The sequence below is a fragment of the Roseimicrobium gellanilyticum genome (genome assembly GCF_003315205.1).
Classification (GTDB): domain Bacteria; phylum Verrucomicrobiota; class Verrucomicrobiia; order Verrucomicrobiales; family Verrucomicrobiaceae; genus Roseimicrobium; species Roseimicrobium gellanilyticum.
The window spans coordinates 518,794-540,727 of sequence record NZ_QNRR01000003.1 but is presented as its reverse complement, the minus strand read 5'-3'; the positions used below and the strand labels follow the sequence as shown (position 1 = coordinate 540,727).

1 protein-coding gene (cut by a window edge) is annotated in these 21,934 nt (G+C 60.4%); it reads left to right on the top strand.

Annotated elements, in window-relative coordinates; genetic code table 11:
- Positions 1–21,934, top strand: partial view of a hypothetical protein gene (locus DES53_RS12040; protein WP_113958507.1) — the 3' portion only. It extends 11,003 nt beyond the left edge of the window; 21,934 of the gene's 32,937 nt are visible here — the last part of the coding sequence; its start codon lies beyond the left edge, outside the window; it ends in the stop codon at positions 21,932–21,934.

Sequence of the window (21,934 nt, the reverse complement as noted above, 5' to 3'; positions counted from 1 at the left end):
ACTTGCTTTGGGAGCTTCAGTTGCTGTGTCGAGCCCGTCGGGCGGCACTTCCATCAGCGTGGCGGCGACGGGGGCCATCACGTTGAACACCATCAACGGCAATGTCACCGCCTCCATCAAGAACCGCCGTCGTGCCCTGGTGGGTGATGCAGCTCCCATTCGCAGCACTGGCGGCTCCATCGTCGTCAGCGGTAGTGACACTTCCGAAATCATCGCGCGGGCCGTAGGCGCCTCCGTCGCAGTTGCCACGGGTGGCAGCCTGTCAGGAAGTGTGGCCATCGGCGTCTCGATGGCGCGGAACAACATCAATAGCAATGTCACTGCGAACATCGTCAATGCGGATGTGAGTTCCTTCGGAGGCGCCTCCGTGACCGCCGTGGTGGATCGCTCGGTCACGGCGCTGTCCGTGGCGGCCTCGGTTTCGATTGCGGCCGGTTCCAGCACGGCAGTGGCGCTCAGCGGAGCGGGCGCGGAGTCCATCAACGTGCTGCTGGGCAATGCCAACGCCTACCTCGACAACAGCACCCTCAATACCGGTGGCAATGTCGCGCTTTCGGCCACGGACGACTCCGACATCGAGGCGCTGGTGATTGCGGTAGCGGGTGGGGCGATGTCCATCGGTGCGGCGGTATCGAAAAACTTCATCGGTTATGATTCGGACGGAGACCGTGTGGGCAACCAGGTGCGCGCCTACGGCCTGAACTCTTCCATCATCACGACAGGCAGCCTCACGGTGTCTGCTGTCGCGAATGCGGATATTGAGGCGCGGGTGGGTGCAGGCGCCATTGGCATCTCTGCGGGACCCGGCGGTGCGGCGGCTCTGAGCGGCTCTGGTGTGCACACGGAAAACAAGGTGGCACTGCTCGCACACGCCTTTGCAGATGGTGTGGCACAGACCTCGTCCTCGCTGGTGAATGGCATCAGTGCTTCCAGCATCGAGTACAAGGCGGAAGACACCTCCAAGATCTTCGCCGAGGCGGGCGCTGTCTCGATTGCCGCCGCCGTTGCCAACAAGGGCGCGGACGTCTCGATTGCCATCGGTGTGGCGCTGGCCCGCAACACCATCAGCAGCGAAGCGCTGGCCTACATCAAGAACGCCGGTGGCAACGGTGTGGTCACCACGAATTCCACCAATGGTGACCTCTGGATCCACGCGAAGAGCGATAATACCATCGATACGCTGGCGTTCGCCGCTTCGCTGGCGGCCTCCTTCGGCACGAACTCGGGTGGTCTTTCCGGCGCCGGTGCGGAGTCCACGAACGTCATCCTCACCAAGACCAACGCGTACATTCAGGACAGCGTCATTGTGGCGGCACGGAATGTGACCATTGAGGCCAGGAATGACTCGGACATTGATGCCGAGATCATTGCCGCCTCCCTTGCCATCGCAATCGGTGGCACCGGTGGTATTGGCGCCTCCATCGGCGCCGCACTCGCACGGAATCACCTGGGATATGAACTGAATGGCACGCGCAGCCCGGTTGAAGTGCAGGCCTATGTGCTGAACTCCAGCATCGACGCGCGCGGCGCCCTGACACAGACGGCGACCTCCACCCTCACGATTGACGCGATGGTGGGTTCCGGTTCTGCGGCAGTGGCGGGTGGCGGTACCGTCGGCGTTGGCCTCGGTGGTGCGGGCGCATCTTCGGTGAACAAGAGCGCGGCACTGGTCAAGGCCTACATAGATGGTGTAGGTACTACGGGCATTCGCGCCACGGCGGTGACGCTGACGGCCACGGATACTTCCAGCATCACCGCCAAAGTGGGCGCCGTGGCCATCGCAGGTGGCGTGGGCAAGGTGGGTGTGGCCATCGCGATTGGTGTCGGCCTCGCGGAGAACACGATTAGCAATGAAGTTGAAACGTATATCAAGAACGCTCCCGCCAGTGGCACGCTGCTTGGCGTGAGCACGGAGCCAGGCAAGTCTTCCCTGAATGCCTCCACTGCCCTGCGCGTGGGTGACCGCGTGAAGCTGGACCCGAACTACGCCGTTGGCACCTACACCTCTGCTGTGGATGGATTCGGCACGAAGAAGGTCACCCTTTCTGAAGGCCAGACGGTGAAGCTGGATGATAGCTATGCGGTCGCCAACTTCACTGCGACCACCACGGGAACGCCACCGGTCAACAACCGCACCGTCGCCTACGGCAACTTCGTCCTGGTGAATGGCACGGATGTGTACCGCTTCATCGCCTCGGGTGCAGTGTCGCAGAACTTCAATATCAATGCCGAAAACTACAGCAACACGGCGCGCTGGGCGAAGGTGGGCGGCACGGCTGGCTCCACTTATGTGTATATCGGCACCACGACGCTGACGAACTACGATCTCTCCAGGGTAGACTACGGTGACACGAGCAAGTGGAAGAAGATCGGCGGCACCGCTGGCGCCATCTACCAGTACATTGGCGCTGCTGGGTCCCGCGACCTCCGTCGTGAGAACTATGCGGACACCACACTCTGGACGCTGGTTCAGGCGGGAGGCATTACCCTCACCTCGACACAGAGCGCGACCATTGATGCCAAGTCCGTCGCGGCGAGTTTTGGCCTCGCCGCAGGTGCCCTCGCTGGCGTGGCCATCAGCGGTGCGGGAGCAGATGCGAAGAACGTCATCCTCACCAAGACCAGTGCTCACATTGATGACAGCACGGTGCTGAGCGCGGCGAATCTTACCCTCACCGCGGGAGACACCACCACTATCACCGCGAAGATCCAGTCGATTGCCGCGGCGCTGGGCGCTGGGATCGCAGGAGTGGGTGTGGCAGTTGGATCTTCGACAGCCACGAACCACATCGGACACTTTGCGGATGGCACCGAGCAGGCCGTGACGGTGACGGCCAGCATTATCGGTTCCCAGGCCACTGCTCGCGGCAGCATGAGCCTGTCCGCGACGGAGAACGCGACGATCACTGCGGAAGTGGAAAGCACCTCAGTGGCCCTCGCCGGTGGTGGCAGTGCCACTGCCGCCTCGGGAGCAGGCGTGGGTGTGTACAATAAGATCGCCGCGACGGTGAAGGCCTTCATCCAGCAGAGCCGCGGCACCGGCATCACCACCAATGCAGGTGGTGTGACACTCACCGCCACTGACACGTCAACCATCACTACAAAGGGTGGAGCCGCTGCAGTCGCCGCGGCCGTGGGCGCCAATGGGAATGCGATTTCCATCGGTGTGGCCATCAGCACCAGCACCATCAAGAATGTGGTGGAAGCCTATGTGCTCAACTCCACCATCACGACGACCACGGGTGGACTGACCATCACTGCCACGGAGACTGCCACGGCTACGACCACTTCTCAAGCAGCGGCGGTGGCAGCCTCCTACAGCACCGCTGGGCTCAGCCTTGCGGGTGGTGGTGCCGAGGCCAATTCCTACATCACGACCACCACCCGAGCCTACGTCGACAACAGCACGCTCAGCATTGATGGTGACCTGAACATTTCTGCCACGAACACTTCCAGCGCGAAGGCCGAAGTGCAGGCGACCTCGGTTGCCGTGGGCGGTATCGCGATTGCGGCCTCGGGCTCCGTGGCGACCGCCATGGTGAATCCACGCGTGGAAGCGTATGCCACCACCTCCTCGGTCACCGGCATCAATGCGAAGGCGATTGTCATCACGGCACAGGCCACGCCAAAGGCGGAAGCCATCGCAGCCAGCCTCACGATCAGCACGGGTGCTGCCGTGGGTGTATCCAAGGCGATTGCGACTGTCGCTCCCCAGGCGGGCACGAATGTTCCGACGGTGGCTGCCTATATTGGCGGTACGATCAACGCGAACAGCCTCACGGTGATCGCACTGCAGTCGCTGCCCGCTTCCGGTGATTCTGCCTACGCCACTGCCACCGGCTCCACGGGTGGTTTGCTCATTGGCGTGGATGCCACAGTGACCTCTTCCACGAGCACCAGCGTGGTCCGCAGCTACGTGATGGATGACAGCACGCTGACCATCCGTGACGGCACGCTCATTTCCGCTTCTGCCAATACGAAGCAGCGTGCTCTGTCCAGCAGTGTGGCGGGTGGCGGTCTGGTGGCCGTGGGGATCACCAAATCCACCGCCTCCTCCACAAGTACCACCAACAGCTACTTCGGAGACCGTGTGAAACTCACCGGCTCCACGCTCTCCATCAGCGCCTCCGGCAACGACAACAACTATGCGGAGACCACCGCCGGCGCCGGTGGTGTGGTGGGAGCGGCCGCTGCCGAGCCGACAACTCACAACACCAGCACGACTGCAGCCGGGATTGGCGAAGGTTCTTCCACAAGAAACATCGACCTGACCACCCGTGGCACAGGTCTGTTCACCCTGGTCGCCACGCATCAGGCCACCTTCAACACACGCGTCAAAACGGATGCTTATGGGTTCCTTTCCGGTTCCGGTGCGGATGCTGACAGCGACGTGACTTCCTCGGTGGATGCTTATGTGAAGACTGGCGCGAATATCAAGGCGCGCAGCATCGACATCAGCGCCACGAACCGCATCGACCGGCCTGATTCCGACGGTGACAACATCTATGGCACCACCGGTGGCATCGCGAGCGCTGCTGGGGCCACCAGTGACATTCACGTCAGCCTATCCACAGAGGTCGCCATTGCCGCAAATGCAAGGCTTGAGGTGGTGGGTATCATCTCGAATGAGCGCATCTTCAAGCTCCGGGCGTTTAACATCATCAATGCGGTGGATACCGTTGCGTTCCTCACCGCCGGGGCTTTGTCTGGTGCCGGAGCAGACGCTACCTTCGTGACGGACCTGATGGAGGCCATCGTTCGTATCGGCCCCGGTGCGGTGCTCCTCAGCCCTGGTGCGCTTGACCTTTCCGCCCGTGGCCAGGCGGATGTGAAGGTGACAGTGTCTGCGGATACCTTCGGCGCAGCCACGGTCGCTCTTGGTGAAACGCTGGTGCGCATCACTCCCCAGAACTCGATCATCATCGAGTCCGGCACTGCGGCCCTACCCACGCATCTGCGTGCCTATGGCAATCTCAACCTCAGCGCTGGACGTGGTTCGGAGCTGGACATCGTGAATGCGGCGGACGTCTACAAGATTGAAGCCCGCTGGGACGGCTTTGCTGGATCCGCCATCCCGATTTCGGATATTGATGCGAGCGCGTTCCTCTTCGCGCAGAACAAGATCACCATCAGCCTGAATTCGCTCCTGCAAACGGCGCGCCAGGCCGGTCTCTTCGCGGGCAAGGATGCCATCGCCACGATGGTGGGCAAGGCGAAGACGGTGAGCTGGGTGAGCGGCATTGCGGATGCCCTGGGGGGCAGCAGTGCCGAACAATATGCAGGGAACATCCTGGCCGAAGCCCAAGGCTTCGTGGAGATGAACGGCACCGTCGAGACTGGCATCACCCGTGATCAGTCGCTCGTGCTCAATACCTGGAGCACCAGCGCCGGTTCTCCCTCGATCACTGGATTCACCGCCAGCCCCGGCATTTCCTTCACTCCGGGAGTTCGTCAACTCGAGAGTAACTTGGTGCAGCAGCTTCGCGAGGCACGCATCATCCTGGCACAGTTCGGAGCCAAGAACGCTACGCTGAAGGCCTTCTACGAGGCGGAAATCAACAGGCTGCAGATTGAGCTCACGGCCAATGGTCAGAGGACCCTGGTCCGGGATCCGGTCACCGGTAACATGGTAGAGTTCTTCGCCACCCGTGAAGTGATGGTGGTGGTGGTGGATCCCATCTGGGCACAGGGTGGCCGCATTGAGGTGGATGCAGACCAGCTCTACGGCACCGGTACATTCCTCGCACCAAGTGATGTCACGGTCGAGATCATCAACAATACGCCCTTCTTCATCGAGCTGAAGGGCATCACCATTCCTTCCGTGGTGGTGGGCCTCTTCTACAATGGCAAGCTGATGACCAGCCAGGCGGATGTCAACGCGGTCAATGCCATCCAGGCGGGCATCGACAACAGTCTCAACCATGGCGGCGTGGATCTGCATGAAGTAGCGAGGACCGCCAGCTTCGCAGTGCCGCCACCGCCGACGGGGAGCAACACTCCGCAGATCATTGTCAGGAACACGCTGAACGTAAACTCTGTCTCGGCTCCTGGTGGTGGCACCTATCCGTGGCCAGGCATCACGGTGCTGGGTCCAGATGCGGGCGGCACAGGATTGTACAATGATCTGGGCAATGTCCTGCTCGAGACCCACACCAGCGGCACTGCCAGCATCAATATCTTCGGTGCCGTGCGCGCAAAGAATCTCACGGTCATCGCCGGTGGTGATGTCTACGTGAGTGGTCTTACAACTTACGCCATCGGTGGAGAGCCAGCCAGTCTGCTGGGACCTGCCACCTCCGGCACGTACAATGCAGGTGCAGCCACCGCACCGGGGGTGGTCCCTGCGGTCGAAGGATCCACACAGTGGAATCTCGCCTTCGCTTCCACGATTGGCGTGCTCTTCAACATCACGGATATCAAGAATTTCGACTACCTGCTGAATCGTCTCTCTGCGGGAGGGGACCTTATCTCCTACCTCCTGTGGAGCAAAATCGATACGGCGACCAAGCAAACGCTGCAGAATACCACCCTCAGCGACTACCAGCGTCAGGCCGCCCTGGTGGATGCGCTCAACGACATCGTGCTTGGGGCCGGCCTGTACAACCACAGCTTCTTCGGTCTCGTCCCGCTGCCCGCTGGCTGGTGGTTCGCTGGTCAGACGCTCTCGCAGGGTACCGTCAACTACGCGCTGGCCAACACCTCGGGGGTCAACCTCATCAAGGCAAACCACATGCTCATCCGGGAGTCGTTTGCCCCGGGCTTCAGGGATCTGGCGAACTACAACCTGTATGGTGATCGCATCCACATCGAAGCAGAGTACATCAACGTCAACGGCGTCATCCAGAGCGGTCGCGACACCTACAACCTCGTTCTCGATAACAGCCTGGCACTCGCCGAAGCGCAGGCCATGATGAATGCGGGCCAGGCAGGCCGCCTCTATCTCAACCGCACATCCTCCACCTATCCAGGTTTCTCGGTGTACTTCAATACCATCGAGGACCGCTTTGAAGTGGAAGAGCTCCGCGCCAGCGGCGGGCACGTGGAACTCTTCGGCAACGTCTTGAACACCGGTACGGGTGAAATCCGGATTCTCGGCGGCTACGCCACCATCACCATCACGAACAACACCTCCAAGGACATCCTGGTGAACCGCCTGGATGTCTCCCAGCGCGGCGCGGGAACGCTGGTGATCTACGACAAGGCAGGTGGCTCGCCATCCGCCGGGACGACGGATGGCCACACAGCCAACACGCCCTACACTTCCATCTACCAGTGGACCTCCACGGGCGTGAGCCTCTCCACCAATGGCTCCTCCAATCCCTCCCACCCAGGAACGACCACCCTGTTGGGCGGCTACAGTCACTTCTACAATCCAGCCTCAGGCTGGCGCTACGGATGGACCACCGAGGTCGACCAGAACCTCATCAAGAGAAAGCACGTGGAGTCAGGATCCTGGGGCGGATTCATCCCTGACGTCTTCGCCACTGAGAACATTGAGTGGGATTCCATTCAGGTGCAGGGAACTCCTCACTATGCGGGTAGCGGTCCCTACTATTACAAGTACGTTTCTGAAACGGCCGACCTGAGCGGAGCGACCAGCGCCACGGATCCGTACAACTACAAGCAGACCACGATCACCACGAGCGATACGGGGGTGCAGGAGGTGTATCACGATGACTACTGGACGTGGTATGGCAGCCACATCTACGTCAGCGACTATCAGCAGATCGTGGGGCAGTCCATCATGCACACGCATTCGATTGCTGCCGCCAAGAGCATCAACATCAGATTCATCGGCGGTCAGGAAGGCACCATCACCGTCAAGTCGGAGAACGGTGGAAGCGTTGAGATCAACGGTGCCGTGCTCAATCCCACGGGTGTCACCACCATTCACACCAATGGATCCATCACTGCCGTGGGTGGCGATGCCTCGGTGAGCGGCCGCCGGATTGATCTCAAGGCGGGCACGGGCATCGGCACACCGACCAGCCCGTTGAAGACCAACATTACAGATGTTGCCTTCCTGTATGTCAGCACTCAGGGCAGCAAGTACCTCAATACTCCTGAGTTCAACTTCCTGTCCTCGGCCGGATCGCAGGCGGTGATCAAGTACAGCACCGTTCGCCTTGCGAGCGATTTCATCGGTCAGGGCAGGGCAGGCAGCGTGTACCAGTATCTGGGTAACACAGCTACCATCAATCTCGCCAGCACCGACTACTTCAACAAGGCCCTCTGGTCTGAGGTGCTGCCCACCACCCAGGATGTGGTGCAGCATGGTGACAGGTACTATCGCTACCTTGGTGGCCCTGCTGAGGTGAACCTCGGCACCGCGAACTACGGTGACACCAGCAAGTGGGCGGAAGTGACGGCACGGCCAAGCTTGAAGGCCGTGACGCTGGATGGCGGCATCTACCTCAATGAGACTGTCGGCGATCTGCATGTGGATCAAATCACGGCCACCAACGGAGGCGCGGTGGTGCTCAAGGCCGAAGGCGCCATCAAAGTGGCCAGGCAGGACAGCAACACCTGGTATGGTGGTACTGTGACTGGCGGCAAGCTCAATATGACCGCGCTCGCTGGTGGCGTGGGCATGGACACCGCCCGCCCGATAGTCATCAACTCCGGTGTGCTCGCACCAGGGGCCACCGCGACCGACATCCTCGACGTCACCGTGAACGCGAAGGGCAATGTCTTCCTGCGTGAAAGCGCTGGCAACATGCTCATCAACCAGGTCATCACCACGGGCACGGTCTGGATCCGGGTGGACAATGGTTCGCTGATCGACGCGAACAGCACCCGCGTGCGTGATGAACGTTCCTACAATGCCCTGCGGGCCGGAGTATGGGGTTCACTGGCTCTGACGAACTACACGAAGGACATCAATGGCAACCTTGTCTACACCGGCGCTGCGGAGAACAAGATTCTCTCCATCATCAGTGCCTATGAAGCCGGCAAGCAGCAGGAATACCGCACCTTCTGGCAGTTCCATGCAAGCTACAACGTTGCTGCAGACAAGGTGCTCCTTACCGCGACAGAGCGGGCCTACTATGAGGCCTTCTATGCAGGCGAGGGGATGAATGCGACCGAGGTGCAGAATGCCATCGCAACGATCGAGAACGCCCGCACCGTGCAGTACAAGGTGCTGAAGGATCAGTTCACCACCTACTTCGGCGGCACGCTGCCCTCCAGCTTTAATCCGAGCTTTGTCTACGTGGCCACGACCGCGAAGAAGCAGGAAATCCGGGCGAGCATCAAGGTGTGGACGGAAGATGAGCTCACCCGCCTGGTGGGAGCAGGCCTGCTCAAGCCGGTGACCAGCACTCGTGCGGAAGATGAATCTCCGAACATCGTGGGCACGAATGTCACGCTGGAAATCGTCGGAGGACAGGCGGGCAGTACCACGGCACCGGTCACCATCCTTCTGGATGGTCATGTGTTCACCGCGAATGAGGTCGTAGCCATGGCGGCCGCGGAGCGCGCGGATGTCTCCTTCCTCGGTGGCGCGAAGATCAACGCTACGGTGAACTTCACTCCCACGAATGGTGGCAACAAGGCGACCATTCGCACTTCCAACGGCAGCGCCTGGGCGGGGCTCACCGCGGGCATGACCATCAAGGTCACCGGAGCCACGGGCAATACGACACCGGGGCTCTCCTACTACACCATCTTCTCCGTCAGTGGGGATACCATCACCCTGGTCGCCACCGATACGCTCATCGCCGAAAGCGGCCGTGCCGTCACCATCCTGCCCATCGTGCTCGACCCGCGCTTTGCCAAGCAGGGCACATCACAGCAGGTGGAGGTCACCTTCAGCTACAATGGTTACAATCAAGATGGCACCCGCAAGGCGGATACCATCACCCGGACTTCCGGCAGCTGGATCACAGATGGCTATGTGGTAGGCTCGCTGGTGCGCATTGCCGGCAGCTCGGCCAATGCCACGGGAGATGAGTACTTCAAGGTGGCTGCGGTGACGGCCTCGACGCTCACCCTGTCCGTGTATGACAAAGTGACGACGGAAGCCACTGCCGCCACGCTGGAGTTCACCCGCGGCAGCGTTCCCACGGTGACGGCGATCGTCATTGAGCAGAACGATGACGTGAACATCTACGCGACCGGTACCATCACCGCGACCGCGAGCAGCAATGTCTTCCTTGGTTCCGCGAAATACAATTTGTTGGATACCACAATGCGCATCGCGCAGGTCACGGCCGGTACCGCAGGGGCACCGGGCAGCGTGCGCATCAAGAGTGCGCTCGATATCATCAACGCCGGTGCACCCGGCGCGGCCAACATTGTCGGCGGCAATACCATCCTGGAGTCTGCGCTCGGCCCCATCGGCTCGTACACCACGCCCTTTTTCACCAATCTCTTCGCGGGTGGCACGTTGACAGCCCGCGCCTCGGGGGATGTGTATATCTCCGAGCATGTTTCTGGAAACACTGCCGGGAACATGGAGATTGAGAGTGTGTACTCCCAGGAGGGAACGGTGCACCTCGAGGCGGATGGCTCCATCATTGATGCCTTGAACAACAACTTCACCAAGGTGAAGGGCATGTTGGTTGAACTCAAGGCAGGCGCGGCCATCGGTGAGGCCGGTGTCTCTGGAGGGCCGGCGGATCACCTTGAGGTGGACGTGGCAGACTCCGGCACGCTCACGGCCGTGGCGGAGGGCAGCATCTGGATCGCTGAGACTGCGGGCAACATGAACCTGCGAGTCGTGCTCTCGAAGAATGGTGATGTCGACCTGAAGGCGCAACTTTCCATCCTGGATGCAGCAGACGTCGTGGATCCCACCGCGCCTGTCTTCTACAACCCTGCGAACCCGACCGGTGCCGGCGATGTGACCACTGGTCCACGTCTGAAGGCGAATGTCCTGGGCAACCACATCACGCTCACCGCGACCATCGGTTCCATTGGCGACCTGAACAATGATCTCGACGTCAACAGCGACTACAACAATGCCGGCGTGGTAGGACTGCTGACCTCCTCCAGCTCTGACAACACCTTCCTCATGGAGACCTCGGGAGATCTCTACCTGAGCGTGGTCACCGCTGGAACCGGCTCGACGGCATTCGTCACCAATGCGTTTGGCAGCATCTACAATGGTCTTGCCAGCGGAGACAATGCCGTGTCTGGCAGCCTGTGGCTCCTCGCGAGGGACCATATTGGCAGCGAGCTGCGTCCCATCACCACCCGCACGGGGAACATCAAGGGCAAGGCGACCACAGGCAGTCTCTTCATCCAGAATACTGGTGCCGTCACGGTGGGTGGTGTCACGGGCGGCGCGGCAGGTAGTGCGGCTGCGGGCTTTGAATCAGGCGGCTCTGTGGTCTTCAACAACCAGAGCCCGGTCACTATCAGTCAGGACATCATCGCAAAGGATCAAATCCTCATCCTCTCCAAGGATGGCAGCGACGCCACGGCGGACTTCGTGAGGATTCTCACGGGCATCAAGCTCATCACCACCGGCAGTGTGGGTTCCCCGCTCGTGAATCTCCTCTCTGGAGCCACGTACAAGGTCAAGGTGGTGGATGGCACCACCATCCGGTTGCTGGATGCGGGGGGCAGTGTGATTGACCTCAGCACACCCACGAACACCGCGCTGCTGCACTTCCTCACTGTCGCTACGGAGCATGGTATCGACCCCAAGCGTGTGACGTTCGATGGCACGAAGGTGAATGCCACAGCGAATACCATTGACGTAGGTGCTTCAAGCGGACTCGTGGATGGTGATGTGGTGGTGTACACTATCCAGGGTGCCATCACGGTGCTGGCTGGGGATGCGGTGGAGATCCAGCAGGGCGTGGAAATCACCGCCACTTCGGCCATCCATCTTGAGGCGGACTTCAACAAGGAAGAGGCTTCTGGTACTGCCAGCATCACGGCGGACAAGGCGAAGATCATTGCGGGCACCACCTTCACCGCGAAGGCGACCGGTAGCATCATCGTGAGTGGTGCCAGCACCATCACGGCGACATCGTCCTATGTGCAGTTGACCGCAGGGTCGGACTTCCAGCTTACGGGTGTATCGAAGTTCGTGGCAGGCTCTTCATTTACCGCCGCTGTGGGCGGCAATTTTGAGGTGAGCGGTGCCAGCAGTATCAAGACCGCCACCTTCATTCTGGCGGAGGTTGGTGGTGACATGGATGTCATCGGCAGTTCCACCCTTGAGGCGGGCACTTCCATCACTCTGCGGGCCACCCATGACATCTTCCTCTCCGCCGGCAGCAAGCTCATCGCGGGAACGACCATGGAGCTCAAGGGGAATCACGCAGCCCCCGGAGCTGGTTCACCAGTCGAGATTTTGATTGAGGGTTCCCTCTCTGCCGCTACCACCACGGACATCTACGGTGGCGCGGCGGCTGATACCATCACGCTGCGCCCTGAGGCGCTGGTGGGCCACTTCCGCATCTGGGGTGGCGCAGGGGATGACCTTATCACCTTGGATCGCCTGCCCTCGCTTGATGTGGCGCACAAGTTCCTGCCTGCGCAGACCGGACCTGGCTCACTGGCGAATGGCCATGAGAACCCGCAGTATCGCAACCGTGTGGATGTGGATGGTCAGGCGGGCACGGACCACTATGTGATCAACACGTCTGCCGCTGAGGATATTCTCATCCGCATTCATGACAGTGGGGCCGCAGATGACGGGGCGGATGTGCTCACCATCAATGGTACCGGTGCCGCGGACATCTTCCTGGTGCGTGCCGGCTTCGTGGCGGCGATGCAGGCCTGGCAGAATGTGTACCGCTGGAATGGCTCCCGCTGGGTGGTGCAGGAGGCTCCCTCGGGCACAGCTCTCCCGGCGGCTGGCGCCAGTGTGGGTGCGCTCTTCCGGCTCACTGCGGATCAGTCCGCGACGGTGTTTGCGGGTGTGTACCAGTGGAATGGCTCGGCTTGGATCAGCCAGACATTCAGCTCCGGCACCGTGCTGCCTGAGTTGGGCGCATCGACGGGTGCTCTCTTCGTGCTTACGCCTCCGGCGGGCGCGACCAGCCTCTTCGGGGACGAGTACGAGCGCATCAACTATGACTCCTCCATCAACGTGCTGCGCATCAATGGTGCGAACGGCGATGATCGTTTCTACGTGGATGACAACAGCGCACTGATGACGCTCGATGGCGGCAGCGGTCGCGACTTCTTCCAGTTTGGCCAGGTGTTTGGCGCCACCCGCGTGTCTCCGAATATGGTGGCTCCAGGCGACGAGATTGGCACCATCGAAACCACCGTGGGCTTCCTCAGCCGTGGCATCAGCTTCGCCAGCGTGGCCTACGGTGGTGATGGTGATGACATCTTCAATGTCTTCAGCAACAAGGCGACCCTCAAGCTCTACGGCGAGGACGGCAACGATTACTTCGTGGTACGCGCCTTCCTGCTGAAGGGCACCAACCACATCGCTTCCGGTGACACGGAAGTGAACGGCGGTGATGGCGATGACCTTGTGGAGTACAACATGAACGCGCCGGTGGGCATTGATGGCGGCGCGGGTACGAACACGCTGGTGGTCATCGGAACGGAAGCGGCAGACGTGTTCGTCATCACGAAGGACGGCGTGCTCGGCGCGGGTCTGAACGTGAGCTTCAAGTCGGTGCAGAAGGTGCAGGTGGACGGGATGGAGGGTGATGACCACTTCTATGTGCTCAGCACGCATCCAGATCTGGTCACCACACTGGTGGGTGGCGCGGGCAGTGACACTTTCTATGTGGCTGGGGATGTTACCACGCCGGTGGTGGCCGCTTCCACGGAAGGCCGCAGCAGTGTGATCAATCACAGCCTCTTCAGTGATGACCCTGATTTCGATGGCGTCTTTGCCTCGGGCATCCCGGCGAGCGTGGCTCAGGGCCCGACGGGTGTGGTCGTGGTGACCCAATCGAATGGCAGCACGATGGTGGGTGAGCTCGACTCCGGCATCTCGCTGACGGATAGTTATACGCTGAACATGGCGGCGAATGCGCCGTCCGATCCCACCGTGGTGTATCTCACAGTAGCGGCGGCACTGGCGAGTTCGAAGTTCCTGCCCAACGGCGGCTCGGTCCTCGTTTCTACCGATGGTGCGAACTTCTACTCCGAACTCGTGCTGGTGTTTGATTCCACGAAGACCGGCATCGACCCGAACGCCTGGAGCCGCACACAGACGATCTACATCAAGGCCGTGGATGACGCCGTGGCGGAAGGTGAGCAGACCATTTCCATCATCCATTCCGTCACCAGCAACAACGCAGCCTTCGATCGCAAGGATATCACGCCGGTGGATGTGCGCTTGATCGACAATGATGAGGCGGCCCTCATCGTCACGAAGAATTCGGACACACTGGAAATCATCGAAGGCGGCAACGGGGCGACCTATCTCATCTCGTTGACACGCAAGCCGAATGCTGGCGAGACGGTGACCGTCACGCTGAATAATCCGGATGGATTCCTCACCTTCGCGGCGGCCCTGCTGGCACAGGCAGGCCGCATCTCCGGCAACACGATCACCTTCAACGAATCCAACTGGAATGAGCCGTTCGAGGTTCGTGTGACGGCACAGGATGATGGTGACGCCCGTTTCTTGGTGGCCCGCATCGTCCACGGCATCTCCTCCTCCTCAGGAGCAGGAGTGTACGCCAACGCGGTGGATGAATCCCGCATCACGGTGGAAATCACGGACAAGAATACTGGCGGCATCATCGTCACGCCGGTGGATGCCTCGGGCAATCCGGATGGTGTCACCACGGTGACCGAGACCACGCCGGACTACTACACGATCAAGCTGACCAAGGCCCCAACCTCCGCGGTGACTGTGGTCATCCGCAGCGATGGCAACACGTTGATTTCCGCCTTTGATCCCTTGGATCCGCGTTTCGCCACCAATGTGGAGCTGGGCATCTCGCTCTTCACCCGTTTGGGAATCGGCTCCGACGACTTCCTGCTTTCCACCAATGGGACGGCTGCCCATGATCTCACCTTCTCCACGAAGAGTGGCTCCAGCTTCGGTGTGAACCTCGACGGAGCCGTGACGCTTGCAGATGTGGTGAACCGGATGAATACCGCTGCGGGCAACGCGGGCAAGGTGACGGTGACCTTCGATGCAGACACGCATCTGCTGACGATTCTGGATCACACCACCGGGCTTGGGGCATTCAGCATCCAGGATGCAGCAGGATCCCAGGCGGCAACGAAGCTGAAGGTGGCTGGCGTCGCCGCCGTGGGCAGCACGATCACCAGTGGCCAGCTCAATCAGAATGCGACGGTATCAACGGTGACCTTCGATGCCACGAACTGGGACGATGCCTTCATGGTGAAGCTCAGTGTGAACCCGAACGCACCAGCTGAGACCGGCGGCCAGTCCATCCACACCTTCCCGCCGCAGCCACACACCACGGTGAAGATTCAGGGACCGCTGCTGATCGAAGGCGATGCAATGCCTGGCCAGGATCGCTCCCTCAGCCCTGGCATCAAGCTGCCTACCGAAGCGGATGTGGCGCTGCCCACGCTAGATATCACCGAGTCCGGTGTGGTGGTGGATACCATCCATGTCTTCAACCATGGCAGCCAGTCTGCCGACACGGGCCGGTTGGGTAATCCGGTGAATGCCTCCGGCATCGCGGCAGAGTACGGCGCGTTGATGGCTGACATCATCGCGCGTCTGAATGAGTTCAAGAATCTATCCGGTTTGAACATGGGCTCCGGCCTCACACTCGACTACGGTCAGCCTGGTCAGCCGGATTTGCGTACCTTTGACGGTGGCATCACCTTCCACAATGTGGAGGTCACTGAGATCAACCTGGGCGACAAGAACGACACCTTCACCGTGGATGGCACGGCGCAGCGCCCTGGCTTCCGCAACATCACCATCCTGAACACCGGTGGTGGCGATGACAAGGTGACTGTGAACCTTGATGCCGCGACCAATGGTGACCTCGCGGTGAACCTTGGCGACGGAAACGACAAGTTCTACGGATCAACGTCCACGCACTCCCTGATGGTCTTCGGCGGCGCCGGCACGGACGAAATCGAAGGCGGCAGCAGTGATGACGCGATCTTCGGCGACCATGGCGTGATCGAGTACTTCAATGCCGCCGGCGCGCTGGTGACCCGCCTGGGCCTCAGCATTCTGGAACGCAGCACCGATCCATTCAGCATCTTCTACGTGCCCTTCTTCCAGACGGACGGTGGTATCAATCAGGCCCGCCGATTTGCGACGCGCCTCCCGGCCATCGGTGGCACGGACATCATTGATGGTGATGCGGGCAGGGATGTGATCTTTGGTGGAGCGGGCAAGGATACCATCACCGCGCAGGTCGGAGGGAAGATCATCTTTGGTGACCATGGTGAGGCGAACCTTGGCGGTACTGCGGCGGGGGCCACGAATGACGTCTTCTCCACGGATCCCGGACTGGGCGATGACGATGAAATCATCGGTGGTGCGGATGGCGTAGGCAATATCATCATTGGTGGTGCGGGCGATGACGAGATCTCCGGTGGTACCGGCGATGACGTCATCTTGGGGGACAACGGTGTGGTGGAACGCAACAATGCCTCCGTGGTGACCCGCGTGTACACCATCGAGCCTACGATAGGCGGTGAGGACACCATTGAGGGCGGCTCTGGATTCGATATCATCATGGGTGGCGCCAAGGGTGACACCATCAACGCCCCCCTCGGCGGCAAGGTCATCCTGGGCGACAGCGGGGTGGCGAATATCGCCGCAGACCCGAGACTTGTGGGGGATGTGGGTGACATCTACAGCACGGACTACGACCTGGGTGACGTGGATATCATCACCGGCGGCGCGGATGGCAGGGGCAATATCATCATCGGTGGCGCCGGTGGGGACGTGATCAACGGAGGCACCGGTGACGACGTGATTCTGGGGGACAACGGCTACATTGCGCGCAACGCGGTCGGTATTGTCACTTCCATCAGGACCGTGGCACCGCACATTGGCGGCTCGGACATCATCGATGTGGGTGGCGGCGACAATATTGTCCTCGGTGGAGCAGGCACGGACTTCATCAACGTGAACAAGGTCACCCTCCTGCCCACCGGAACGGCAGATGGTGATGATGTGGTACTCGGTGACCATGGTGAGGCCACCTTTGATCCTGTGACGGCCATGCTTCTGTACATTACCACCACAGACCCCGTCACGATTGCGAACCTGATCACTGATCCCAAGGGCGCCGCGGACTACATCTTCGTGGGCAATGGCAGCAACACGGTGCTGGGTGGCGATGGTGCCGACGCGATCACCGGTGGAAACAACCGGGATGTCATCGTGGGTGACCACGGCAATGCCACATTCAATTCGGAAGGAGTCCTGACGAAGGTCACCACTTCAGACCACACGGTTGGTGGCGATGATGTCATCAAGACTGGCGACGGTGACAACACGGTTCTAGGCGGGATTGGGGCGGACAACATCACGGGGGGCAATGACCGCGATGTGGTGGTGGGCGACAATGGCAGCGCAGAGTTCTACGACAGCGGTGCCTTGAAGAAGATCACGACGCTCGACCCGACCATTGGAGATGTGGACACCATCTCTGTGGGCAATGGCAGCAACACGATCATCGGCGGCCTGGGTGGCGACTCCATCATTGGTGGTGATGATCGCGATGTGGTCATTGGCGACAACGGAAACGCCTCGTTCGACAGCAGCGGCGTGCTGCTCGCCATCCAGACCTCGGATGCGGCTGTGGTGCTCACGGGCACCCCAACTTATCTGGCGACTGTCTACGATGACAACATCCAGGCGGGCAAGGGGCCTGACACGGTGCTGGGCGGCAATGGCAAGGACAATATCATTGCGGGTGGTGACAACGCCGACGACGTGGTGCTCGGTGACAATGGTATTGCCAAGTTTGACAGCGTCGGCGGTATCAGCATCCTCCGTGAAATCGAAAGCACCGATCCCGCTATCGGCGGAGACGACATCATTGTGGCGGGCGATGGCGGCAACACGGTCTTTGGTGGTTTTGGCAAGGATGACATCACCGGTGGCAATGACAGCGATGTGGTGGTGGGCGACAATGGCAAGGCGTTGTTCAATGCGGCAGGCATCCTGGTGAGCATCACCACGACGAATCCAACCATCGGTGATGTGGACACCATCAAGGTGGGCAATGGGAGCAATACGGTGCTGGCGGGCCTGGGAGGAGACTTCATCACTGGTGGTGATCATCGTGACGTGATTGTGGGTGACAATGGCAGCGCCACCTTTGACGACGGCGGAGTGCTGCTCGCCATTCGCACGACGGATGCTGAGGTGGTGCTCACTGGCAGTGCCAGCTACCTGGCGACTGTCTATAACGACGACATCCAGGCGGGCATGGGACCGGATACGGTGCTGGGCGGCAACGGCAAGGATAACATCATCGCCGGAGGTGACGCTGCGGCGGATGTGGTGCTGGGTGACAATGGATTTGCCGAGTTCGACAGCACGGGCGGTATCAGCATTTTGCGCAAGATTCAGAGCACAGACCCCTCGATCGGAGACGATGACGTGATCGTAGTGGGCGATGGAAGCAACACCGTCTTCGGTGGCTTCGGCAAGGACAAAATCACCGGCGGCAATGACAGCGACGTGGTCTTGGGGGACAACGGCTACGCTGAATTCAATGCCGCCGGTGTCCTTATTTACATCACCACCACCAGTCCGGAGATTGGTGACGTGGACACCATCAAGGTGGGCAACGGCAGCAACACGGTGCTGGCTGGCCAGGGTGGAGACTTCATCACGGGTGGTGATGACCGCGACGTGATTGTGGGTGACAATGGCAATGCCACCTTTGACGCGAATGGGGTGCTCCTGAAGATCCAGACCTCGGATGCTGTAGTGGACGGATGCTATGCGGATGACATCCAGGCGGGCAAGGGCGTCGACACCGTGCTGGGTGGCAACGGCAAGGACAACATCATCGCTGGTGGCGATGCCGCCTCGGACGTGGTGCTGGGTGACAATGGGGTGGCCGAATTCGACAGCACGGGCGGCATCAGCATCCTGCGCAAGATTGAAAGCACCGATCCTTCCATCGGTGACGATGACGTCATCGTGGTGGGTGATGGAGACAACACCGTCATTGCCGGGGTGGGTAAAGATGATGTGACCGGTGGCGAGGATCGCGATGTGATTGTGGGAGACAATGGGAAGGCCCTCTTCAATGCCGCCGGCATCCTGGTCTACATCACCACGACCTCACCCACCATCGGTGGTGACGATGACATCAAGTCCGGCAATGGTGACAACACGGTGCTGGGTGGCGTGGGTGCTGACGAAATCACTGGTGGCAATGACCGTGACGTGGTGGTGGGTGACAATGGCAATGCCACCTTCAATGACCTTGGCATCCTGACGTTCATCACCACCACGGAGCCGACGATCGGTGGCGTGGACATCATCAAGTCCCTGAATGGTGACAATATCGTGCTCGGCGGTGTGGCAGGTGACGAGATCACTGGGGGCAACGACCGTGATGTGGTGGTGGGTGACAACGGCAACGCCACGTTCAACGACCTTGGCATCCTGATATACATCACGACCACCGAGCCGACCATTGGTGGCGTGGATATCATCAAGTCCCTGAATGGTGACAATATCGTCCTCGGTGGTATGGCCGGCGATCAGATCACCGGGGGCAATGATCGCGACGTGGTGGTGGGCGATAGTGGCAATGCGACCTTCAATGATGCTGGCATCCTGACCTTCATCACCACCTCAGATCCCTGCATTGGTGGAGATGATGTCATCCTTGTGGCCCACGGAGACAATATCGTGATGGGCGGCGCCGGTGCAGACGTGGTGACCGGTGGTGATGACCGTGATGTGGTGGTGGGTGACCACGGAAATGCCACCTTCAATGACTTGGGAGACCTGGTCTTCATCACGACCAGGGATGCGTTCTGCGGCGGCGATGACGTCATTGTCGTGGGCGACGGCAACAACACTGTGCTGGGTGGTTCTGGCTCGGATGACATCACCAGTGGTGAAGGAAACGATGTCATCCTGGGAGACAACGGTGAAGCGACCTTCGATCCGGTCACGGGCCTCCTCATCCACATCGTGACGAAGGATTCGGGTGTCGGCGACGATGACCTCATCAAGACTGGCAATGGCAATAATACCGTGATTGGCGGAGCCGGTGCGGATGAAGTCCTGGCTGGTGAAGGTGATGACGTGATTCTGGGAGATGAAGGCCAGGCCTATTTCACGGATGGTGTGATTACGATGGCAGAGACGCTCTTCAGTGGTGTGGGCGCAGGCGACTTCATTGATGCGGGCAATGGCCGCAACGTCGTCATTGGCGGTGTGGGCTCCGACTTCGTCACGACGGGCAATGGTGTGGACACGGTCTTGGGTGACGAAGGTGGCGCGGTCTTCGTCCATGGAGTGGCCGTCAGTGTCACCACATTGTTCAGCGGGGTGGGCACCGGCGACATCATCCACCTCGGTGAAGGCCACAACTTTGCCATGGGTGGTGCTGGTGATGACCAGATCAGCGCCGGAGCCGGCAATGATGTTGTCCTTGGCGACGAAGGCTATGCCCTCTTTGACAATGGCCACATCTTCCTGGCCGAAAGCCTCAATCCGTTTGTGGGCGGCAATGACTGGATCAACCTCGGCCATGGTGACAACACCGCTCTGGGCGGTGTGGGCAGTGACTACATTGTCAGTGGAGTGGGCAACAGTGTCCTCCTCGGAGACAACGGGCGCGTCAACTGGACCACCTTTGCAGGATATCCCATCCTGAACTTCGTAACGACTCTGGCGCCAGGAGTGGGCGGCAATGACACGATCATCGGCGGTTCCGGAGCCTACATGATGATGGGTGGCGCGGGGGCCGATCATCTCACGACGGCAGGCAATCCGCATTCCTCAGTCATTCTCGGCGACAATGGTGAAGCCGATTATGACGGCAGCGGCCGACTCGATACGGTGCGCACCACCACCCCGAATACGGGTGGCGGCGATACCATCATCGGGGGCAACGGTGGCGATCTCCTCTTCGGCGGTGCAGGCGGTGACAGCATCCGTGGCGGCAGCGGTGGCAACTTCATCATGGGCGACAATGGCGCGGCCAATCTTGTGAGGGGTAACAACCGCAGTCTCGTGGTCTCTACCTTCATCAGTTCGGACTATGGCGCTGGAGGCACCGATTCCATCCGCGCGGGTACGGGCAGTGATGTGGTCTTCGGTGGCAAGGGTGGAGACTTCATCGATGGTGAATCAGGCAACGACGTACTCCTCGGTGACCAGGGTGCCTACTCCCGTGGCAGCAGCAATCCGGGCCATGTGACCTTGCTGGTGGAATCCAGCACTACCTTCGGCGGCAGCGACCGCATCCTCGGTGGCGGTGGCCAGGACCTGCTCTTTGGCCAGGCGGGAGATGACATTCTGGAAGGCGGCTCCAATCATGACTCCCTCTTCGGCGGTGATGGCAACGACAGACTCCTGGGCCAGGCAGGCAATGACATCCTCGTGGGCGGTCCGGGTGCGGACTTCCTGGATGGCGGCCCGGACCGTGACACTCTCTATGTGGATCTCTTCGACGTCTGGGTCGGCGGATTCCCTGAGGACATCATCGTGGGTGGCCCCGCGGAGACCACGGGCCTCATCATCGGACAGACCACCAATCTGCTGAGCCTCTTCGGTCTGATGCTGAATGACGGGGCGGCAGAGCGCTTTGAGCTTGCCGCCGCTGCCCGCAGCATGGTTGGGGTGCCTTCCCTTGAGCTTCCTGCGGATACCGTAGTCTATGCATATCTTCTGCCCTCTGAGATCCTCCATGATGGTGCTCGCACCAACGATCTGATCTTCCTCTGCTGGAGCGGGTTCGGCTCGCAATTCACCCTGTACCTCTTCACAGAGATGAGCGTTCCTACCCTGATTGGGATTGGCTTCTATCTGGAGACCCAGTGGGGAGTCATCCTGCTCGCCTTGGGTATGTGA